This is a genomic window from Mycobacterium sp. GA-2829, from assembly GCF_001499965.1.
In the GTDB taxonomy this organism is placed as follows: domain Bacteria; phylum Actinomycetota; class Actinomycetes; order Mycobacteriales; family Mycobacteriaceae; genus Mycobacterium.
The window spans coordinates 46,661-67,311 of the sequence record NZ_LQIT01000067.1 but is presented as its reverse complement, the minus strand read 5'-3'; the positions used below and the strand labels follow the sequence as shown (position 1 = coordinate 67,311).

Sequence of the window (20,651 nt, the reverse complement as noted above, 5' to 3'; positions counted from 1 at the left end):
TTTCAACTGCTATTGAATAAAACCCGCGGCAGGCATACGCTCGTGCCGGAAGATTTCAACACCGAGTGAAAAGGAGCGGGCCATGACAACGACGTCATCCCCTCACGCGGCCACCCGCCACGAACCGCCGCCGGCCGCCCGTGCCGCAGGCATCGTCGTCGCACTGTGCGCGGTGATCGCGATCGTCGCGCTCGCGTTCGCGCTGCCCGCGGCCAAATCCGGGCCGCACGACGTCCCGATCGGCGTCGCCGGACCGCAGGCCGCCAACGGGCAGGTCGCGGCGATGCTCGACGAGCGGGCGCCGGGCGCGTTCGCGGTCACCTACTACCCGGGCGAACAGCAGCTGCGCGAGGCCATCGCTGACCGCCACGTCTACGGCGGCCTCTCCCTCGGCCCCGACGGACCACGCCTGCTCATCGCCTCGGGTGGCAGTCCGGCCGTTGCGCAGGCGCTGACCCAGCTCGGCACGGGGATGGCCGCGCAGACGGGTCGGGCACCCGCCGTCGAGGACGTCGCACCGCTGCCCGCGGCCGACCCGCGCGGCACCGGACTGGCCGCCTCGGCGCTGCCGATCACCCTGGCCGGCATCCTGCCGGCCGTCGCGCTGGTGTTCGCGCTGCGCCGCGAGGTCTGGACCCGGCTGGCCACGGCCGTCGTCTTCAGCGTTGTCGCTGCGTGGACGATCACCGCGCTCCTGTACTACGTCCTCGGCTCGTTCGACCAGAACTTCTGGGGTGTGACGGCGGGTCTGACACTCGGGCTGCTCGCCTGCGGGTTGCCCATCCTCGGGCTGGGTTCACTGTTCGGCCGCGTCGGCCTGGCGTGCGGCGCGGCGCTGGCGCTACTGCTGGGCAATCCGTTGTCGGGGCTGAACAGCGCGCCGGAGATGCTGCCGAGCGGCTGGGGCGAGGTCGGGCAGTGGCTGCCCCAGGGTGCGACGGCCACGCTGCTGCGGTCGACGGCGTACTTCGGCGGGGCCGGGGCGACCTCGGCGATCGTGGTCGCGGTCTGTTGGGCGGTGGCGGGTGCGGCGCTCGTCGCGGTGGCTGCGCTGCGGGAACGGGCGCGCACAGCCGGCTGACTTACACTCGCACGACGTGGGACTCGACGACCGTGACGCGCTGGCCGTACTGCGCGACGCGGTCGATCCCCGTCGGGGCTCCGACCGTCTGATCGCCGACTTCTACACCCGCTGGTTCGCCGCCGACCTGTCCGTGCGCGACCTCTTCCCGCCGGACATGGCGCGCCAGCGCACCGTGTTCGCCGAGGCGATGACCTGGCTGTTCGGGGAGCTGATCGCCCAGCGCGCCGAGGAGCCGGTGGCGTTCCTCGCCCAGCTCGGTCGGGACCACCGCAAATACGGTGTCGCCCAACGTCATTACGACTCCATGGGTGAGGCGCTGTACGCAGCGCTGCGCAACGGGCTCGACGAGCAGTGGTCGCAGCGGCTCGACGAGGTGGCTCGCGACGCCGTCGCGCTGGCCACCGGGGTGATGCGCGGGGCGGCCGAGGCCGAGGACGGCCCGCCGTACTGCGACGGCACCGTCGTCGAGCACATCCGCGCCACCCGGGACGTCTCGGTGGTGCGACTGCAACTGGACCGGCCGCTGGCCTATCACCCGGGCCAGTACGTCACCGTGCAGGTGCCGCAGTGGCCGCGGCGCTGGCGATACCTGAGCCCGGCCATCCCCACCGAACCCGGCGGCGGTATCGAATTCCACATCCGCTCGGTGCCCGGCGGCATGGTCAGCACCGCGATCGTCAACGAGACCCGCGTCGGGGACCGGTGGCGCATGTCCAATCCGCACGGCAGCCTGGAAGTCGACCGCGACTGCGGCGACGTGCTGATGGTCGCGGGCAGCACCGGGCTCGCGCCGCTGCGGACGCTGATCATGGACATGACGCGGTTCGGGGTGAACCCGCGGGTGCACCTGTTCTTCGGTGGGCGGTTCCCGTGCGATCTGTACGACCTCGTGACGCTGTGGCAGATCGCCTCGACCAACCCCTGGCTGTCGGTGACGCCGGTGTCGGAGTACGCCACCGACCCGCCGTGGGCCGCCGACTACCCCGACCCCACACCACCCCGTGGCCTGCACGTCCGGCAGACCGGGCGGCTCCCGGAGGTGGTCACGCGGTACGGCAACTGGGGTGACCGGCAGATCCTGATCTGCGGCAGCGCGGCGATGACCGAGGCCACCAAGGCGGCGCTGATCGCCCGCGGGGCGCCGCCGGAGCGCATACAGCACGACCCGCTCACCACCTGAGCCGTGCCACACTGGCGGCGTGGCCGAACACCTCCCAGTCACCCTGCACGACCCCTCGTCCTCGGTGACCGCGACGTACGTGCCGAGCGCCGGGATGATCTGCACCTCGCTGGCCGACGGCGAGATCGAGTTCCTCGGCCAGCGCCGCGGGGTGCAGGCCTACATCACCAGCGGCAAGACGATGGGGATCCCGATCCTCTACCCGTGGGCCAACCGGCTGAGCACGAACAAGTACCCGATCGAGGGCGGCATCGTGACGCTCACGCCGGGGGTCGCGGGGGTACGCACCGACGAGCACGGGGTGCCGATCCACGGCGTGCTCGGCGCCTACCCGGGCTGGGTGGTGGTCGAGAAGACCGCCAACACCCTTGTCGCCGAGGTGAACTGGGCCGACAGACCGCGGCTGCTCGCGACGTTCCCGTTCCCGCACGTCCTGCGGCTGTCGGTGACGCTGGCCGACCGCACGCTGACCGTGGACACCACGGTGACGGCGACGGCCACCACGGCGGTCCCACTCTGCTACGGGTTCCACCCGTATCTGCAGTTGCAGGATGTGCCGCGGGCACAGTGGGAGTTGCAGACGCCGCCGATGCGCCACCTGCCGGTGGACGACTGGGGCATCCCGACCGGAGCCACAGCGCCATGGGCGGGCGGCGGCCAGATGCTGGGCGACACCGAACTCGACGACGGGTTCGACGAGGTCGCCGACGGTGCGGTGTTCACGCTGTCCGGCGGTGACCGCCGCATCGAGATGCGATTCCACACCGGCTATCCGGCCGCGCAGCTGTTCGCCCCGGGCGCCGACGACCTGGTGGCCGTCGAGCCGATGGCCGCGCCGACCGATGCGCTGCGCCGCGAGACCTACCGGGTCGCCGAACCCGGCGCACCCGCGACGAGCCGGTTCTCGATCAGCGTCGTCTAGCGGTCGCGGCCGCGCCGCGGCTGCCACACCACCAGCGCGGTGCTCTTGGTGGGCACCGCGAGGTCGCGGCGCTGGTTGGCGCGCAGGTCCTCGACTTCGCGGACCAGTTCCTTGACGCGGGCCTGCAGCGCCTCGACCTGGTTGGTCAGTTCGATGATCCGTTTGATTCCGGCGAGGTTGACGCCCTCGTCCTGCGACAGCCGCTGCACCTCGCGGAGCAGGTCGACGTCGCGTTCGGAGTAGCGCCTGCCGCCGCCGGAGGTGCGCTGCGGGCTGACCAGGCCGAGCCGGTCGTACGTGCGCAGGGTCTGCGCATGCATACCGGCCAGCTCCGCGGCCACCGAGATCAGGAAGGTGCGTGCTTCCTCGTTACGTTTGGCCGCCATCGTCACGCCCCCGCCCAGCCGGCCCGCGGATCGAATCCGCTTGCGCGCTCAGCCTTCGCGTAGGCCTCGAGCGCCTCGGCGGCCTCACCTTCGAGGTTCGGCGGCACCGCGACCTTGACGGTGACCAGCAGATCACCATGTCCGCCACCGCGTTTGGGCACACCGCGCCCGCGCACCCGCAGGATCCGCCCGTCGGAGGTGCCCTTGGGCACCCGCACGCCGACCTTCCCCTCCAGAGTGGGCACGGAAAGCGTTGTGCCGAGCGCCAGTTCGTGGAAGCTGACGGGGACCGCGACGGTGAGGTCGTCCCCGTCGCGGCCGAAGACCTTGTCGGGGCGTACGTGCACGGTCACGTACAGGTCGCCCGAGGGCGCCCCGCGCAGACCGGCCTCGCCCTGACCGGCCAGCCGGATCCGTTGCCCGTCCTCGACACCCGGTGGGATGCGCACGTTGATGGTGCGCGTCCTGGTGGTGACACCGGTGCCTTTGCACTCCCCGCAGGGGTGCTCGATGATCGAGCCGCTGCCCTTGCACTCGGTGCACGGTTCGGAGAACCCGAACGCGCCCTGGTTGCGGTTGACCACACCCGCGCCGTTGCAGTTCGGACACACCTTCGGGCTGGTTCCCGGCCGGGCACCGCTGCCGTGGCAGTTCGTACACGGCGCCGGGCTGGTCAGCCGCAACGGCATCGCCACGCCCTTGGTGGCCTCCAGGAACGAGAGTTCGGTCTCGGTCTCGAGGTCGTTGCCGCGCCGCGGCCGGCTGGGCCGCGGTGAGGCGCCCCGCCCGAACAGACCACCGAACAGGTCGCCGATGTTGGCGCCCCCGGTCTGCCCGGCGGCGTCGAACAGATCGTTGAGGTTGAACTCGACCCCACCGTCGCCGCCGCCGAAACCCCCGAATCCCCCAGTGCCGCCGTTGAAGCGGCCGCGCCCGAAACCACCGCCGGCGAACAGCCGGCGGGTCTCGTCGTACTCCTTGCGCTTGGCGGGGTCCGACAGCACACTGTGCGCCTCGGACACCGCCTTGAACCGCTCGGCGGCACTGGGGTCCGGGTTGGTGTCGGGGTGCAGATCGCGGGCCAGTTTCCGATAGGCCTTCTTGATCTCGTCCGCGCTGGCGTCAGAGGAGACGCCGAGTTCTTTGTAGAAGTCCTTCTCCACCCACTCGCGTTGGGCCATGCCGCGTCACCTCCTCACCTTTCTCTCGTTGTCTAGTTGTCTGATTCTGCTGCCTGTTGGGCTGCGCCGTCGGCGTTCTCGGCCGTGTCGGGCGTATCGCCGTCCGCGGGAACGGTGTCGACGACGCCGACCATCGCGTGCCGGACCACCTGCTCGCCGACCTTGTAGCCGCGGCGCATGACGGTCCCCACCACGGGATGGGTGCCGTCGCCCTCGTGCTGGACGGCCTCGTGCAGCGCGGGGTCGAACTCGTCGCCCTCGTCGCCGAACGCGGTCAGCCCGAGCTGTTCGAGTGCGCCGGAGAGCTTGTCGGCCACCGCCTTGAGCGGACCGGACTCCAGGTCACCGTGACTGCGGGCACGGTCGAGATCGTCGAGCACACCGAGCAATTGACTGACGACCGATACCTTGGCGCGATCGGCGATCAACTGCTGATCGCGCAGCGTGCGCTTGCGGTAGTTGTCGTACTCGGCCTTCACGCGCTGCAGGGTGCTCTTGAGCTCGGCCACCTCGTCGGTGTCGCTCGCCTGCGCTGAGGACTGGTCTGCGGCCGGCGCCTGCTCCGGCGCCGGCCCCGTGGGGGCCGACGCCTTCGCCGGATCGCGGACCTCACCGGTCACGGGATCGATGCGCCGCTTGTCGGTGACGGTCACCGGCTCCTGCGGATCGCTTGCGCTCACTTGTTCTCCCGGTCATCGTCGACGACCTCGGCATCCACGACGTCGTCATCGCTGCTGGTACCACTGCCCGCACCGTCGGCGGGGCCGCCCGCGGCCTGTTCGGCCTGGGTGGCCTCGTAGATCGCCTGGCCGAGCGCCTGGCTCTCGGTGCCGAGCTTTTCCATCGCCGCCTTGATCGCGCCGATGTCGGTGCCGGCGAGCGCCGTCTTGGCCTCGGAGATCGCGCCGTCGACCTTGGTCAGCACGTCCTCGGGGACCTTGCTGCCACCTTCGGCCTCACGCTGCTCCTTGACGAACTTCTCCGTCTGGTAGACCAGCGTCTCGGCCTGGTTGCGGACGTCGGCTTCCTCGCGACGCTTGCGGTCCTCGTCGGCGTGCGCCTCGGCGTCCTTGATCATCCGGTCGATCTCTTCCTTGGACAGGCCGGAGCCCTCCTGGATGCGGATCGTGTTCTCCTTGCCGGTGCCCTTGTCCTTCGCGGTGACGTGCACGATGCCGTTGGCGTCGATGTCGAAGGTCACCTCGATCTGGGGCACACCACGCGGAGCCGGCGGGATACCGGTCAGCTCGAAGCTGCCGAGCAGCTTGTTGTGCGAGGCGATCTCCCGCTCACCCTGGAACACCTGGATCTGCACCGACGGCTGATTGTCGTCGGCGGTGGTGAACGTCTCCGACCGCTTGGTCGGGATCGTGGTGTTGCGCTCGATGAGCTTGGTCATCACGCCGCCCTTGGTCTCGATGCCCAGCGACAGCGGGGTGACGTCGAGCAGCAGGACGTCCTTGACCTCACCCTTGAGCACACCGGCCTGCAGGGCGGCGCCGACGGCGACGACCTCGTCCGGGTTCACACCCTTGTTGGGCTCCTTACCGCCGGTCATCTCCTTGACCAGGTCGGACACCGCGGGCATACGGGTCGAACCGCCGACGAGCACCACGTGGTCGATGTCGGCGACCGAGATGTTCGCGTCCTTGATGACCTGCTGGAACGGCTTGCGGGTGCGGTCGAGCAGATCCTGGGTGATGCGCTGGAACTCGGCGCGGGTGAGCTGCTCGTCGAGGAACAGCGGGTTCTTGTCCGCGTCGACGGTGATGTAGGGCAGGTTGATCGAGGTGCTCTGCGAGCTCGAGAGTTCGATCTTGGCCTTCTCCGCGGCCTCACGCAGCCGCTGCATCGCCATCTTGTCCTTGGTCAGGTCGATGCCGCTGGTGCCCTTGAACTTCTCGACCAGCCAGTCGACGACGCGCTGATCCCAGTCGTCGCCACCGAGGTGGTTGTCACCGGAGGTGGCGCGCACCTCGACGACACCCTCACCGATCTCGAGCAGCGACACGTCGAAGGTGCCACCACCGAGGTCGAAGACCAGGATGGTCTGTTCCTTCTCACCCTTGTCGAGGCCGTAGGCCAGGGCCGCCGCGGTCGGCTCGTTGACGATGCGCAGCACGTTGAGGCCGGCGATCTGGCCGGCTTCCTTGGTGGCCTGACGCTGGGCGTCGTTGAAGTACGCGGGAACGGTGATCACCGCGTCGGTGATGTCCTCGCCGAGGTAGCTCTCCGCGTCGCGCTTCAGCTTCATGAGCGTGCGCGCGCTGATCTCCTGCGCGGTGTACTGCTTACCGTCGATCTCGACGGTCCAGTCCGTGCCCATGTGGCGCTTGACGGACCGGATGGTCCGGTCGACGTTGGTCACCGCCTGGTTCTTGGCGGGCTGGCCGACCAGCACTTCGCCGTTGCGCGCGAATGCGACGACCGACGGCGTCGTGCGCGAGCCCTCGGAGTTGGCGACGACGACGGGGTCGCCACCCTCCAGAACCGCGACGACGGAGTTGGTGGTCCCGAGGTCGATTCCGACCGCACGAGCCATGGTTTGTCCTCCTTGTTACCGACTACTACGTTTGTGGGTCTGAGCGGACCGGGCTCAAGACTGCTCCGCCGGACGCCCGACTGTCAACCCAGACTTGAGTGTGATTCGCTCAACTTGTCGATACCTCCAACGGTCGGCCGGCCACGATTTGTTCCCGGCCGAGGCGATTCGCCGACAACGACCACCGCGGACCCCGGCAGGCGGACGATTGACGCATGGACACCACCGTCGACGAGATCGCCCCCGGGATGTTCCGGCTGTCGACCTACGTCAGTTCCTGCTCACGGGGAGCAGTTGCGGGGCCTCGCCGACGGCTACACCGAGATGATGCGCGCGTCACTTCAGTCACTCGCACCCCATACGCCGTAGGGTTTACCGGGTGAAGCTGCGCCTGGCCGGATGTGCGCTCGCCGTCGCGGCGCTGCTGGCCGGCTGCCAGTCCGACACCACCGGGACCGCCGTGCGCAGCCCCGATTCGCCGACCGAACCGACCATCGCGACCCCGCGCCCGTCGCGCACCCCCAGCCCGACGGCGGCACCGCCGCGCACCGTCACCCCCGCTCCCTCCGGCACGTCCGCGCCGCCACAAGCCGCCGAGGTGCTCAGCCCGCAGAACGGCTACGTGTTCATCGAGACCAAGTCCGGCAAGACGCGCTGCCAGCTGTCCGCGACGGAGGTCGGCTGCGAAGCGCAGTTCACAAACGCCCCCGAGGTCGACGGGCTGCCGGCCAACGGCGTGCGCCTGACGCCCGACGGACAGACCGAATGGGTCGTCGGCAACCTCGGCGACATCCCGGCCGTCACGCTGGACTACCGCCGCTACGCCGCGGTCGGCTGGACCATCGACGCGAGCGCCGACGGCACCCGCATCACCAACGACCGCACCCGCCACGGCATGGTCGTCGCCGTCGAAGGCGTCCAGACTTTCTGACTTTCCCGTCATAGCCCGTTTGAGACCCGCCGCCCGCCGGGCACCTTGGCCCCATGAGCGAACCGCGCCCCGCGCCCCACGTCTTCGTCCTCTTCGGCGCGACCGGCGACCTCGCGAAACGCAAACTCTTCCCCGGGCTGTACCGGCTTGCCGCCGCGGGCCGGCTGCCCGAGGAGTACGCGATCATCGGATCCGGACGGCACTCCCCCGGCAGCGACGACGAATTCCGCGACCGCATCGGCGGTGGACTGCGCGACTCGGTGGCCGACATCGACGACGACGTGCTGTCAACACTGTTGTCGCGCTTGTCTTTTCAGACCTCCGACAGCGACGACGGCGCCGAACTAGCCGACGCCGTGCGCACCGCGCAGAAGGAGCTCGGCGACGACGCCCGCACCATGATCTACCTGTCCGTCCCGCCGAAGGCGATGCAGCCGATGATCACGATGCTCGGCCGCGAGGGACTCACCGACGGCGCCCGACTGGTCGTCGAGAAACCCTTCGGCACCGACCTGCAATCGGCGCGCGACCTCGACGCGGCGCTCAAAGAGGTGGTCAGCGAGGATCAGGTGTACCGCATCGACCACTTCCTCGGCAAAGAGGCGGTGCAGAACATCCTCGCGGTGCGGTTCGCGAACGGCCTCATCGAACCCGCGTGGCACCGCAGCCACGTCACCTCCGTGCAGATCGACGTGCCCGAGGAACTCACCATCGAGGGCCGCGGCGGCTTCTACGAGTCGACGGGCTGCTTCCGCGACATGATCTCCACCCACCTGTGCCAGGTGCTGGGCTTCGTCGCGATGGAGCCGCCCGTCCACCTCGACGCGGTGTCGCTGCGCAACGAGAAGGCCAAGGTGTTCGAGGCCATGCGGCCTCTGGACCCCGACCGGGTGGTGTTCGGGCAGTACGACGGCTACCGGGACGAAGACGGGGTCGACGACGATTCGGCCGTCGAGACGTTCGTCGCGCTCGAGGCGTTCGTCGACACCGAGCGCTGGCAGGGCGTGCCGTTCTACCTGCGCACCGGTAAAGCGCTCGCAGCCACCCGCCGCACCGTCACGCTGACGTTTCGCACCCCGCCGACCGCACTCTTCGGTGAGGAGCACCGCCCCAACCAGCTGGTCCTCGAACTCACCGACTCCCCCGAATTCGAGGTGGAGCTACAGGCCAAACGCCCCGGCCCCGACCTGGCTCTGATGCCGCTCGAGCTGAATCTCGGACTGGCCGAACAGAGTTCCGACGACACTCCGCTCGAGGCGTACGAACGGCTCCTGCTCGACGTGATGCGCGGCGACCAGACGCTGTTCACCCGCGCCGACGAGGTGGACCGGCTGTGGCAGGTGTGCCAGCCGGTGCTCGACGCGCCGCCGCAGCCGCGCCCGTACGGGCGCGGATCGTGGGGTCCCGACGAAGCGCTGGCGCTGCCCGGCGCGGACGGGTGGCGGCTGCGGCGATGAGTGAGCCGCTCGGCATCGCCGACCACGGGCTGATCGGGGACCTGCGCAGCTGCGCGCTGGTCGGCGTCGACGGCACCATCGACTGGTTCTGCCCGACGCGGTTCGACGCGCCCAGCATCTTCGCCGCGATCCTCGACGAATCCGACGGCGGCCGTTGGGAACTCGCACCCGCGGTCGGCGTCACCCGCACCCACCAGTTCTACTACCCCGACACCGCGGTGCTGATCACCCGCTTCCTCACCGCCGACGGCGTCGCCGAGGTGCACGACTTCATGCCGGTGCCCGAGGGCGATGCCGCGCCGCGGCAGCGCCTGGTGCGGCGGGTCAGCGGTGTGCGCGGCACCCTGCGGATCCGGATGCGTCTCGACGCCCGCCCCGACTACGCGCGCACGACCTGCCGGGCCGAACGCCGCGGCGACGCTGTCCTACTCACCGGGGACGGCGTGCGGATGGGGCTCAGCGCGTCGGCCGATCTCGACATCGACGACGGAACCGTCACCGCCGACGTGGAATTGAGCACCGGCGACACCGCCGTGTTCATCCTCGAGATGCTCGGCCCCGACGAGGACGTCGCCCCCGACGCCGTCTCCTCGACCGACGATCTGCTGACAGCCACCACCGCGTTCTGGCACCGCTGGTTGGCGCAGTCCACCTACACCGGTCGCTGGCGCGAGGTGGTGCACCGCTCGGCGATCACTCTCAAACTGCTCAGCCACGAACCCAGCGGCGCGATCATCGCCGCACCGACGACCAGCCTGCCCGCCCCGGTCGGCGGCACCCGCAACTGGGACTACCGCTACGTCTGGGTCCGCGACGCCGGGTTCAGCACCTACGCCCTGCTACGGCTCGGATTCATGTCCGAGGCAAGGGAATTCATCCGCTGGCTGTCCGAACGCATGGGCCAACGCAACGGCGCCGACGACGGCACGCTCGGACCGCTGCGGGTGCTCTACGACATCGATGGCAACCTGCCCGAGGAGGCCGAACTCGACCATCTGCGCGGCTACCGCGATTCGGCGCCGGTGCGCGTCGGCAATGCCGCCGCGCGTCAGCTGCAACTCGACATCTACGGCGAGATCATCGATTCGGTCTACCTGTTCGACAAGTACGGCCCGGGCATCAGCCACGACGGCTGGCGCGACACCACCGAGGTGGTGAACTGGGTCGCCGAGAACTGGGACCGGCCCGACGCCGGCATGTGGGAGATCCGCGACGACGACCGCCCGTACACCACCTCACGGTTGATGTGCTGGGTAGCGATCGAGCGCACCATCCGGATCGCGCGGACGCGCGGGCTGCCCGGGGACATCGTGTCGTGGTCCAAGGCCCGCGACGAGATCTACGACCGCATCATGACGAAGTGCTGGAACGACGACCTACAGGCGTTCACCCGTGTCGAAGGGGGTAGCGACCTCGACGCCGGGGTACTGCTGATGCCGATGCTGAAATTCCTGTCGCCGGCCGACCCCCGGTTCCTGTCCACGCTGGACGCCGTCGAACGTCGCCTGGTGACCGACAGCCTGGTGTTCCGCTATGAGCCCGGCAGCGACGGCCTCGACGGTGACGAGGGCACCTTCTCGATCTGCTCGTTCTGGTACGTCGAGGCGCTCACCCGCGCGGGCCGCCTCGAGGACGCCCGGCTGGCCCTGGAGAAGATGTTCACCTACGCCAACCACGTCGGGCTCTACGCAGAACAGGTCAGCGGCACCGGCGAACAGGTCGGCAACTTTCCGCAGGCCTTCACCCACCTATCGCTGATCAGCGCCGCGATCAACCTCGACCGTGCCCTCGACGAATCTGGAGGAACACCATGACCGCCGCCCAGCGGGAGCGCGCCGCGCTCGTCGACGCCATGCGCATGCAGGGGCCGGACGCGCCGACCCTGTGCGCGGGCTGGACGACCCGCGACCTGGCTGCCCACCTCTACGTCCGCGAGCACCGGCCCGACGCCTCGGCCGGGATCGCGGTGCCGGCGCTGGCGAAGTACACCGAGAAGGTGCAGAACCAGGCGGCGCAGTCGAACGACTGGGATGCGCTGCTGGACAAGATCGCCGCAGGCCCGCCGATGTTCTCGCCGTTCAAACTGCTCGACCCGATCGCCAACCTCGCTGAGATGTTCATCCACTGTGAGGACGTGCGGCGGGCGCAGCCGGGGTGGGAGCCGCGGACGCTGGACGACGCGACGGTCAAGGGGCTGACCCGCACACTGTCGCTGATGGCGCGGGTGACGCTGGCCAAAGCGCCCGCTCGGGTGGCGTTGCGCACCCCGGAGGGCAAGACGCTGGTGACCGCCGGGAAGGGCGGCGCGGTGACGGTGACGGGACGGCCGGAGGAACTGTTGCTGTTCGCGGTCGGCCGCCAGGCCCGCGTCGAGTTCGAGGGCGACCCGGCCGACGTGCAGGCGCTGCAAGACGCCCCCAAGGGTCTGTAGGTTGGCCGCCGTGGATTTCCGTGTCTTCGTCGAACCGCAGCAGGGCGCCCGTTACGCCGACCAACTCGCCGTGGCGCGCGCCGCCGAACAACTGGGCTACTCCGCGTTCTTCCGCTCCGACCACTATCTGGCGATGAGCGGCGACGGGCTGCCCGGCCCGACCGACTCCTGGGTGACGCTGGCGGGCATCGCCCGCGAGACCTCGTCGATCCGGCTGGGCACCATGGTCACCTCGGCCACCTTCCGTTATCCCGGCCCGTTGGCGATCTCGGTCGCCCAGGTCGACGAGATGAGCGGCGGGCGCGTCGAATTGGGTTTGGGCGCAGGCTGGTTCGAGGCCGAACACAAGGCGTACGCGATTCCGTTCCCGCCGCTGGGTGAACGCTTCGACCGGCTCACCGAACAGCTCGACATCCTCACCGGCATGTGGTCCACCCCCGTCGGCGAGACGTTCGACTACAGCGGCACCCACTACACCGTCGTCGATTCCCCCGCGCTGCCCAAACCGGTGCAGGCGGTGCCGCCGGTGATCATCGGCGGTCAGGGCGCCAAACGTACTCCGGCGCTGGCGGCGAAGTACGCCGGCGAGTTCAACGTGCCGTTCGTGCCGCTGGAGACCCTGCAGACCCAGTTCGAGCGGGTGCGGGCCGCGGTCGCCGACGCCGGGCGCGAACCGGATTCGATGGTGTACTCGGCGGCGTTCGTGCTGTGCGCGGGCGCCGACGACAACGAGATCGCCCGCCGCGCCAATGCGATCGGCCGAGAGGTCGACGAGCTGCGCAGCAACTCGCCGATGGTGGGGACGCCGGCGGAGATCGTCGACAAGCTGGGCCCATTCGTCGAGGCCGGGGTCGAGCGGGTGTACCTGCAGCTGCTCGACATGAGCGACCTCGACCACCTGGCGCTGGTCGCCGGACAGGTGCTGCCGCAGCTGCGCTGACCGGCACGGCATGCCTGGTCACCGTTAGGATCGGTGCCCGTGAGCGCCCCCGACGACGACGAGCCATCCGACCGAGAGGCGGATGCGCCGACGCCTTGGCACCAGTCGACGGCGAAGGTACTCGGCGCCAGCCTGGCCGGAGTGGCGGCGATCGCGCTGATCGTGGCCGGGGTGATGTTCGTGTCGCGGGATTCCGGCCAGGCCCCGGATGCGCCGCCGGACTTCGTCGACCCGACGTTCTCGTCGATGACGTCGCGGTCGACCTCGGCGTCGTCCACGTCGACGACGACCACGCGGATCAGCCCGCCGCTGACCACCGATCTGGACCTGCCGCCGGAGCTTGCGCCGCCTCCGCCGCCACCCTCGGAGTCGTCGTCCGAGAGCAGCACCCCGAGGGGCCGCTCGACCACCCAGCAGGAGGAGACCTCGGAGGAGTCGGCACCGCGAACGACGACGCGCAACCGGCCACGACTCAACGAGACACGCACGCTTTACCCGCGTCCGTAGGGCAAACGACGCCTACTATCGGAGCCCGTGGCGCGACCTCCTGAAGATCCGAATTATTCGGACAACGAGCCGACCCAGTACTCGAACGCCTACAGCGCCGAGCCCACCCAGTACGGCGACTACTCCGGGGCCTATCCCCAGTACCCGCCCGAGGAGCCGCCGCAGCCGTGGTACCGCAAACCGGGCGCACTCGTCGGTCTCGGTGCGCTGGCCGCGCTGCTGCTGGCGTTGATCATCTGGCTGATCGTGCAGTTGGCGTCCGGGGACGACTCGTCCTCGACGTCGGAGACCACGACCACGACCACGACCACGACGACGTCCGAGGCGCCTGCGGTGGTGCCGCCGCAGACGGTGACCGAATCACCGGCAGAGACGTCGGTGGCGCCGGAGACCACGACTCCGGAGGAGACCACTCCGCCGACGAGCGAGACGACGACCACCACCACCACGACCGCTGAGACGACCACGACCACTGCGCCGACCACGCCGACGACGGTGGAGACGAGCACCAGCACGGTGACGATCACGGTGCCGACACTGGTCCCGCCCGGCGGCTGACCGTCGTTCTTGGCCGCCTGGTTCGAGTGTGCGGTTTCATACGCGGCGCGCCGGGCCAGGCGTATCGATCTCGACGCGGTCAGCAGACGGTCGATCCGCCTCGCCTAATTCGACTGTGCGATTTCATCCGCGACGCGCCGAGCTAGGCGTATCGATCCGCACACTCGGCGCGGTCAGCAGACGGTCGACGCGTCCGGCACGCATTCCGGTTGCGGCTCGGCCGACGGTTCGGGCTCGGGCGACGGTTCCGGCTCGGGCGCGGCGGTCGGTTCAGGCGCGGCTGTCGGCTCCGGCGCAGCCGTCGGCTCAGGGGCAGCCGTCGGCTCCGGCGCGACCGTCGGCTCAGGCTGCGGTTCGGGTTCGGGTTCGGGCTCGGGTTCGGGCGACGGCTGAGGTGCAGGAGTCGACGCAGGCGGCCGCGGAGCGAACGTGACCTCCGGCAACGGGATTCGCGGGAGGTTGAACGCCGGAGCCGGAGCGGGAGCCGGGGCCGCAGGAGCCGGCGCAGGCGCGGGAACCGGAGCCGCAGGTGCAGGTGCAGGTGCAACAGGAGCCGGCGCAGGGGCAGCCTGCTTCGCCACCCGGTCCCCCACCCTCGGCTGTTGAGCAATCGGCGGCCGAGGCGCGGCATCCACCGTCCGAGTCACCGCCGCCGGAGCAGGCGGCGCGACCGCGGGAGCCTGCGGCGCCTCGACCTCCATCGGCCGCTCCGCCACCGGCGCGGAGATCACCGACGAATCCGTCCGCACCGCATCCGCATCGCCGATGTGCGACGTCAGGATCACTCCGGTCGCCGCGAACGCCGCCACACACGCGGCCCCGACGAGCAGCCCCGCCGGCCTGCGGTACCACGGCGTGTCCTCCACCGGTAAGGGCGTCGGCTCGAACGCGAAACCGGGCCGCGCCATCGCGGCGTCCTGCACCGGCTGCACGGACTCGGTCGCCGCGTCGAAGTCCACGGTCTCCTCCGACCACGCCAGTGCCGGCGCCGCCATCGTCTCCGCCGAGTCGAAAGTCGCCACGACCGTCGTCACCGCTTCACGTGAAACCCCGCGCACCGCGACCAGTTCCGCACCCGCCGCCGCCGCGACCTGCGCATACGGACCGGTGATCACCGGCAGCCGGAACGCCTCCGAAAGACGTTGCGTGATGAACGGTATTTGCGCGCCGCCACCCACCGTGGCAACGGCGGCGAGCTGGCCCACCCCGTTGCTGTGCATCACCTCGAACACCGCGTCGACCAGACCGGTCACCGGTGCCGCCAACAGTGCCTCGAGTTCGGGTCGGGTCACCCGGCTTCCGGCGACCGCCGTCGCGGTCTGCGCCGACAATCGTTCCTTGGCCGCCCGGGCCTCGACCCGCAGCGCCGACAACGACGCCACCGCCGACGTCGCGTTCGGGTCCACCTCGCGACCGGCCAGCACGTGGCGCAGCACCGCCTGGTCGACGAGGTCTCCGGAGAAGTCGTCGTAGCGGATCGTCGACCCGATGACGCGGAAGCCGTCACCGGCGTCGGCCAGGGTGATGCTGGTGCCGGTCGCGCCGATGTCACACAGGGCGACCACACCGCGGGCGGGCAGCCCGGGATTCGTCTGCAGCGCCGTGAGCGCGGCGACCGCGTCCGAGACGACGGTCAGATACGGGGCCACCGCACGCAACGCGGCCACCGCCGAAGGCGACCAGTGCGCCGGTACCGCGACCGCGGCCACATCGGGCCGCCGCGTCGGGTGGACGCTGCGGGTGATCGCCTCGATCGCGGCGCCCACCAACCGACCGCCGTCGTGGGCCGAGCCGTCGGCGGCGACCAGCGGGACCGGGTCGCCGACGCGGTCGACGAAACCCGAGAGCGTGGATCCGCCGACCGTGATCTGGGCGGGGCGGATGGTCGGGCGACCGTCGGCGACGGCCACCAGGTTGGCGGCGCCCAAAGAGATGCCGAGAGACGTGCGCATACCTGTATGTCGCCGCGGAGCGCGGAAACGTTAAGCGGGTCCGCGCCCAGCCGCCGCATACGCCGCGACCAGCGCTTCGGCGCTGCGCACCGCCGCCCGGCAGGCCCTGGCGGTGAACGGATCGTTGAGCGGATGTTCGGCGCGGCGGCGCCACCGCTGCGCCGCCGCGAACGCCGCGCGCGGACCGTCGTAGGGGTCCTCGGGTTGCAGGCCGAGCCTGCTGGCCGCGTCGGTGCCGGACCCGCCGATCAGCCGTCGCAGCGAGGCCATCTCGTCGTCGGTCAATGTCGTTGACCGCGAACGCAATTGACTCAGCAGGCGGAGCTCTTCGAACGCGTGGGTGTCGGCGAGCAGCGGGTCGATGTCGGCGATGATGTACGGCGTCGCGTAGATCGGATTGAGCTGCACGAACTGCCGCAGCGACAGCAGCGCCGTATGCGCCTTGAGCAGGTCCGAACGCTGCGCGAACTGCTGATCGATCACGTCGCGCAACGCGACCAGACCGCTGCGTTCGAGTAGTTCGTCGGCCAGCGCCACCGAATCCGACACCCCCGCCCGCAGCACGGCGATCGAGATGCGGATCCCGAACATCCCGAACCGGTCCAGCAGTGCGGCGCGGGTGGCCGCGTCGACAGGTAGCGGGCTGTCTTCGCGGACGAACCGGTCCACCGACAGCATCGCCTTGGCCAGTTCCGTCGGCTCCACGCCCGAAAGCTTCTCCAGCGCGACGAACTCGCTCTGCCGCAGCGTGCGCGCGGTCAGCGCCAGCAGCCCGGACACCGGGACGACGGCCTGACAGATGCCGGTGCGGTCCATCTCGGTGGTGAACCGCTGCGCGACGTCCTTGGCCGACAGCATCGCGTCGATGCGTCCGGCGCCGATCTCGTCGGCGCGCGAGGCCACGCCGATCACGCCGAGCGCCCCCGACGACCCGCCGACCAGTTCGCCGATCTGCTTGAGCAGCGCGATGTCGGCGGCGTTGAGCGTGCGCAGCAGAAACACCACCGCGTCGACGCGCGGCACCCCGTCGTCGGGGACCAGCAGCCGCACCGTGCGGGCCGAGACGTCGCGGTTGATCGAGGACGTGCCCGGGGTGTCGATGATCGTGGCGTCGATCAGTTCGGCGGCGGGCCACTCGACCTCGAGGTCGAGCACCTCGTCAGGGTCGAGCCGCGCGAGGTCGAACGTCAGGCCGCGGTCGCGGGCGATCGGCACGTTGGTCCGCCGGCCGCCGCGGTGGTTGGCGGTCACCTTGGGGGTGGGGCCGTGCCGGAACCACGTGACGATGCGGGTGGCCTCGGTCGCGTCGGTGGGGGCGATCTCCTCGCCTACCAGCGCGTTGACCAGCGTGGACTTCCCGGCCTTCAGCGTTCCGGCCAGCGCGATGCGGATCGGCTGGTTGAGCCGCGCGCCGATGCGCTCGAGTTCCTGGTGGATCTCGGGGCGCTGACGGTATGCCGGGTCGGCGCGGTAGGCGGCGATGGTGCCGCCCAGGATCGCGCGTACTTGATCGCTTGTGCTCAGGGTTTGCCCAGTCCGTTCCCGTTACCCGACTGCTGACCCCTCGAGCTTAGAGACCGGGGCGGCGAGCTTGTCCGCATGTGCGATTACCTGGCGCAGGATGTTGAGTTGCCGTTCGAGTTCCTTGACGCGGGCATTGCGCTCGGACTCCTCGAGTTTTGCCGCGGCGATGGTGGCCTGCAGCGACTCGTTCAGCGAGCGGGTCGTCTGGTTGGCGATCTCGCGGTAGTGGTCGCGCAGCTGGCGCTGGATGCCCTTGAGCCGGTCGCGGGATTCCTTGCCGACGACGAACGCGACGTCGTCGACGAACCGGCGCACGTTGGTCTTGGCCTCGTTGCGCACCCGCAGCATCCGGTTCTCCATGTCCTCCTTGTAGGCCTTGCGGCCGAGAACGAAGCCGGCGCCGAGAGACAGGGGGTTGAACATGCCGAGCCCGGCGAACGAGGTCAGCATCCCGAACATCAGCACGCCGCCATAAGAGCCGCGCATCCCGGTGACGATCTTGTGGCCCATCTTGAGGGGTTTGGCCTCCAACTGAGCCAGCGAGCGGAACTCACCGAACTCGGCGCCCAGTTCGCGGGCGTCGATGGCGGGCATCCGCACCGCGTCGAGACCGGCCTCCATGAATGTGCGGGCCACCTCGGCGGCGAGCGCCTCGGCCCGCTGGTAGGCCCAGACGAAGTTGTCGCCGACGGCGGTGGCGACGGCGTCTTCGAGTTCGGCGCCGATCTCGGCCCAGTGCAGGGTCGGGTCACCGGAGTCGATGACCCGTTCGGTGTGGTGGGTGATGTTGCGGAAGCGTTGGCGCAGATCGTGATCCACGTCGGCGGTGAGGTCGGCGATCCCGTCGTTGAGCACCTGCTGCCACAGCGCGGTGTGCTGCAGCGCCTCCTCCGCCTCCTTCTTGCGCCGCTCGAGGTCGGCGGTCAGGCTGCCGCCGGCCTGCGGGTCGTTGAGCGCGGAGAGTTCGGACTGCACCGTCATCGTGAGATGTTCTGCGGCGGCGCGGATCTCGTTGGCCACCTGGGTGCGCACCCGGTCGTTGTTCTGCGAGAGCACCTGCTCGGACAGGAACTTCACGATCGCGGGAAAGTTCGACTCCTCGTTGAGCTCCTTGTCGTTGAGCTGGACGGCGTGGCTGCGCAGCGTCGACGACACCGGGAGCATCGGGGTGGTCAGCCCGGCGCGCTGGAGGTGGGCGCGGTTGGCATCGGCCACCTGGCGCCAGTGCGGGTACAGGTCGGTCTTGGTGGCGACGATCGCGGCGACCGGGCAGATCTCCAGGGCCTGCCGGATGAACGTCATCTCGGGCTCGGTGAACTCCTGGCTGGTGTCGCTGACCATCAGCATCGCCTGGGCGTCGGGCAGCAGGCCCAGCGTCGCCGACAGGTGAGGTTGTCCGTGGCCGCCGACGCCGGGGGTGTCGACGAACGCGAGACCGCCCTTGAGCAGCGGGCTGGGCACCGTGACCTCCACGCGGAGCACCTCGCGGCCCTCGGCCTGCGGAGCGCGGCGCAGATCCGTGCCCAGATCGGTGGTCGGGATCTCGACGAGTTCGGGTTCCTCCCCCTCGGGGCGGGCCACCACCAGCCGGGCCGCCGGCTGCTCGCCGTAGGAGACGACGGTGGCCAGCACGGTCGACTCGTCGTCACCGACCCGCGCCACCGGCATGTTGAGCAGCGAGTTCAGCAGCATGCTCTTGCCCTGTTTGAGCTGTCCGGCGATGACGACCCGGATCTGCGGATCGCCGATGCGCTTGCGGGCGCGCCCGAGCCGGGCGACGAGGTCGCCGCGGTCGTGCGCCTCGGCGATCGTGGTGGTGTGCTCGAGGAGCTCCTTGATCACCTTGCGCGGGTCGTTCGCTTGCGTCATGACGCCTTCTCTCCCGTCGACCTGTCAACGGTATGCGCGCCAACCGGCGGGGACCAGGTCGGTCCCCGCCGGCTGCGCTATGCGGTTGTCGGTCAGAACACGTCCAGACCGGCGTCGTTGTTCGACGCGACATCGGTGCTGACACCGGTGTCGTTGCCCGAGAACAGGTTCGTGTCGTTGCCCGAACCGATCGCGGACTGGTTGCCCGAACCGATGCTCGACTCGTAGTTCGACGAGTGGTCCTCGATGGAGCTCTCGGTCGAGGTGTTGACCTCGGTCTCGACGACGCTGCTGACCGAGTTGTCCTCGACGTTGTCGCTGCCGTAGTCCCCGTCGATCTGGGTTCCGGTGTTGACGTCGGTGTCGGTGATGACGATGCCGCCACCGTTGCCGCCGGAGCCGCCGACCGCGTTGCCGCCGCCGATCCCGATCAGGCTGCCGCCACCGTCGGCGCCGCCGCCGTTGCCGCCGCTGGTGTCGACGTCGTTGAGGACGGGTGCGTCGTTGTCGGTGATCAGGTCGCCACCGGCGGTCTTCGAGTTGTCCTCGACCTCGTTGCCCTTGCCGACGACGACGTTGGACCCGGAGCCGGCGAGGATGTCGCCGTTGTTCATGGTGTTGCCGTCGCCGAGCACCGCGCCGTCACCGCTGACGATGTCGCCGTCGTTGTCGCGGCCGACCACCACACCGCCGTCGGTGGCGGTCTGCGTGGTCTTGTCGCCGAGGGTGATGTCACCGAAGCCCAGGTTGAACGCACCGTTCTGGGCGTTGGCGCCGGCGTCCTGGATGGGGCTGGCGACCGGGACGTTGTTGCCGCTGAGCAGGTCGGTGTCATTGCGGCTGGCGAGCTCGGTGGTCGGCGCGAAAGAGGTCTGCGGCGAGAACGGCGAGGCGAAGTTCGACGCCAGCTGGTGGTGGTCGGCGACCGCGCGCTGCAGGCCGACGATCGGGTCGCCGCCGCCGAGGGCGTAACCGGCCGGTGCCGCGGTGGCGGCCACGGAGGCCAGCTGTGCGGCGGTCACGTTCGGCAGGCCGGCGTCGCGCAGTGCGCCGTCCGGATCGACGACGAAGCTCGCCGCCGTGCCCGGGTTGCGGAACAGGTCGAGGATGAAGTCGATGATCGTGGTCATGTGACTGCCTTTCTGTCTTCCCGAGTTCCGGGGAGGTTGTCTCGCCGGCACCCCGGC

General features: G+C 69.8%; 18 protein-coding genes. 10 read left to right on the top strand and 8 right to left on the bottom strand.

The features are described 5' to 3' along the window. Positions 1-82: 82 nt before the first annotated feature. From AU194_RS27870 to AU194_RS27860, 3 genes are read left to right on the top strand one after another with little or no spacing between them, the layout of a single operon-like run. Complete coding sequence (locus AU194_RS27870; RefSeq protein ID WP_059092493.1) at positions 83-1,081, top strand: hypothetical protein; 999 nt, start codon at positions 83-85, stop codon at positions 1,079-1,081. Between the two features lie 16 nt (positions 1,082-1,097). Next, positions 1,098-2,264, top strand: coding sequence for an FAD-binding oxidoreductase (locus tag AU194_RS27865; RefSeq protein ID WP_059092606.1), 1,167 nt, complete (start codon positions 1,098-1,100; stop codon positions 2,262-2,264). A 19-nt stretch (positions 2,265-2,283) separates the two neighbouring features. After that, positions 2,284-3,186 (top strand): aldose 1-epimerase, encoded by a 903-nt coding sequence (locus AU194_RS27860; RefSeq protein ID WP_059092492.1) that lies wholly within the window; start codon positions 2,284-2,286, stop codon positions 3,184-3,186. On the opposite strand, the gene AU194_RS27855 is transcribed toward AU194_RS27860, so the two are convergent. The 4 genes from AU194_RS27855 to dnaK are packed head-to-tail and all read right to left on the bottom strand — an operon-like array spanning position 3,183 to position 7,295. Beyond that, positions 3,183-3,572, bottom strand: a complete 390-nt coding sequence (locus AU194_RS27855) for a heat shock protein transcriptional repressor HspR (RefSeq protein WP_059092491.1) — start codon at positions 3,570-3,572, stop codon at positions 3,183-3,185. The two genes, AU194_RS27860 and AU194_RS27855, sit on opposite strands and share 4 nt — an antisense overlap. Positions 3,573-3,574: 2 nt before the next feature. Next, the gene (gene dnaJ / locus AU194_RS27850) at positions 3,575-4,753 is read right to left on the bottom strand and encodes a molecular chaperone DnaJ (protein WP_059092490.1); all 1,179 of its coding nucleotides are present in this window, start codon (positions 4,751-4,753) and stop codon (positions 3,575-3,577) included. Between the two features lie 32 nt (positions 4,754-4,785). After that, positions 4,786-5,433 (bottom strand): nucleotide exchange factor GrpE, encoded by a 648-nt coding sequence (gene grpE / locus AU194_RS27845; protein ID WP_059092489.1) that lies wholly within the window; start codon positions 5,431-5,433, stop codon positions 4,786-4,788. Continuing rightward, a complete protein-coding gene (dnaK, locus tag AU194_RS27840; RefSeq protein WP_059092488.1) occupies positions 5,430-7,295 on the bottom strand; it encodes a molecular chaperone DnaK in 1,866 nt (621 codons plus the stop codon). Before dnaK ends, grpE begins: the two co-directional genes overlap by 4 nt. A gap of 379 nt (positions 7,296-7,674) precedes the next feature. Between dnaK and AU194_RS27835 the strand changes: the two genes are divergently transcribed. The 7 genes from AU194_RS27835 to AU194_RS27805 are packed head-to-tail and all read left to right on the top strand — an operon-like array spanning position 7,675 to position 14,119. Beyond that, on the top strand, positions 7,675-8,226 hold the full coding sequence (locus AU194_RS27835) for a hypothetical protein (protein ID WP_059092487.1): 552 nt from the start codon (positions 7,675-7,677) through the stop codon (positions 8,224-8,226). Positions 8,227-8,279: 53 nt separating this feature from the next. Then, on the top strand, positions 8,280-9,683 hold the full coding sequence (zwf, locus tag AU194_RS27830) for a glucose-6-phosphate dehydrogenase (RefSeq protein WP_059092486.1): 1,404 nt from the start codon (positions 8,280-8,282) through the stop codon (positions 9,681-9,683). Further along, a complete protein-coding gene (locus AU194_RS27825; RefSeq protein WP_059092605.1) occupies positions 9,680-11,497 on the top strand; it encodes a glycoside hydrolase family 15 protein in 1,818 nt (605 codons plus the stop codon). The genes zwf and AU194_RS27825 overlap by 4 nt, the downstream gene beginning before the upstream one ends. Continuing rightward, on the top strand, positions 11,494-12,114 hold the full coding sequence (locus AU194_RS27820) for a TIGR03085 family metal-binding protein (RefSeq protein ID WP_059092485.1): 621 nt from the start codon (positions 11,494-11,496) through the stop codon (positions 12,112-12,114). Before AU194_RS27825 ends, AU194_RS27820 begins: the two co-directional genes overlap by 4 nt. Before the next feature lie 10 nt (positions 12,115-12,124). Then, on the top strand, positions 12,125-13,054 hold the full coding sequence (locus tag AU194_RS27815) for an LLM class F420-dependent oxidoreductase (RefSeq protein ID WP_059092604.1): 930 nt from the start codon (positions 12,125-12,127) through the stop codon (positions 13,052-13,054). A 39-nt stretch (positions 13,055-13,093) separates the two neighbouring features. Continuing rightward, entirely contained in the window at positions 13,094-13,561 is a 468-nt protein-coding gene (locus tag AU194_RS32030) for a hypothetical protein (protein WP_059092484.1), read from the top strand. 27 nt (positions 13,562-13,588) lie between these two features. Further along, positions 13,589-14,119: a hypothetical protein gene (locus AU194_RS27805; protein WP_059092483.1), complete on the top strand. Its 531-nt coding sequence runs from the start codon at positions 13,589-13,591 to the stop codon at positions 14,117-14,119. Positions 14,120-14,292: 173 nt separating this feature from the next. Here the strand turns inward: AU194_RS27805 and AU194_RS27800 are convergent, their stop codons facing one another. The 4 genes from AU194_RS27800 to AU194_RS27785 form a co-directional block, all read right to left on the bottom strand. Continuing rightward, positions 14,293-16,071 carry an Hsp70 family protein gene (locus tag AU194_RS27800; protein ID WP_059092461.1) on the bottom strand — a complete coding sequence of 593 codons (1,779 nt, stop codon included), beginning with the start codon at positions 16,069-16,071 and terminating at the stop codon, positions 14,293-14,295. Between the two features lie 30 nt (positions 16,072-16,101). After that, complete coding sequence (locus AU194_RS27795; protein ID WP_059092462.1) at positions 16,102-17,595, bottom strand: dynamin-like GTPase family protein; 1,494 nt, start codon at positions 17,593-17,595, stop codon at positions 16,102-16,104. Positions 17,596-17,616: 21 nt separating this feature from the next. Continuing rightward, positions 17,617-19,464, bottom strand: a complete 1,848-nt coding sequence (iniA, locus tag AU194_RS27790) for an isoniazid-induced dynamin-like GTPase IniA (RefSeq protein WP_059092463.1) — start codon at positions 19,462-19,464, stop codon at positions 17,617-17,619. 92 nt (positions 19,465-19,556) lie between these two features. Then, on the bottom strand, positions 19,557-20,594 hold the full coding sequence (locus AU194_RS27785) for an IniB N-terminal domain-containing protein (protein ID WP_059092464.1): 1,038 nt from the start codon (positions 20,592-20,594) through the stop codon (positions 19,557-19,559). Positions 20,595-20,651: the final 57 nt, after the last annotated feature.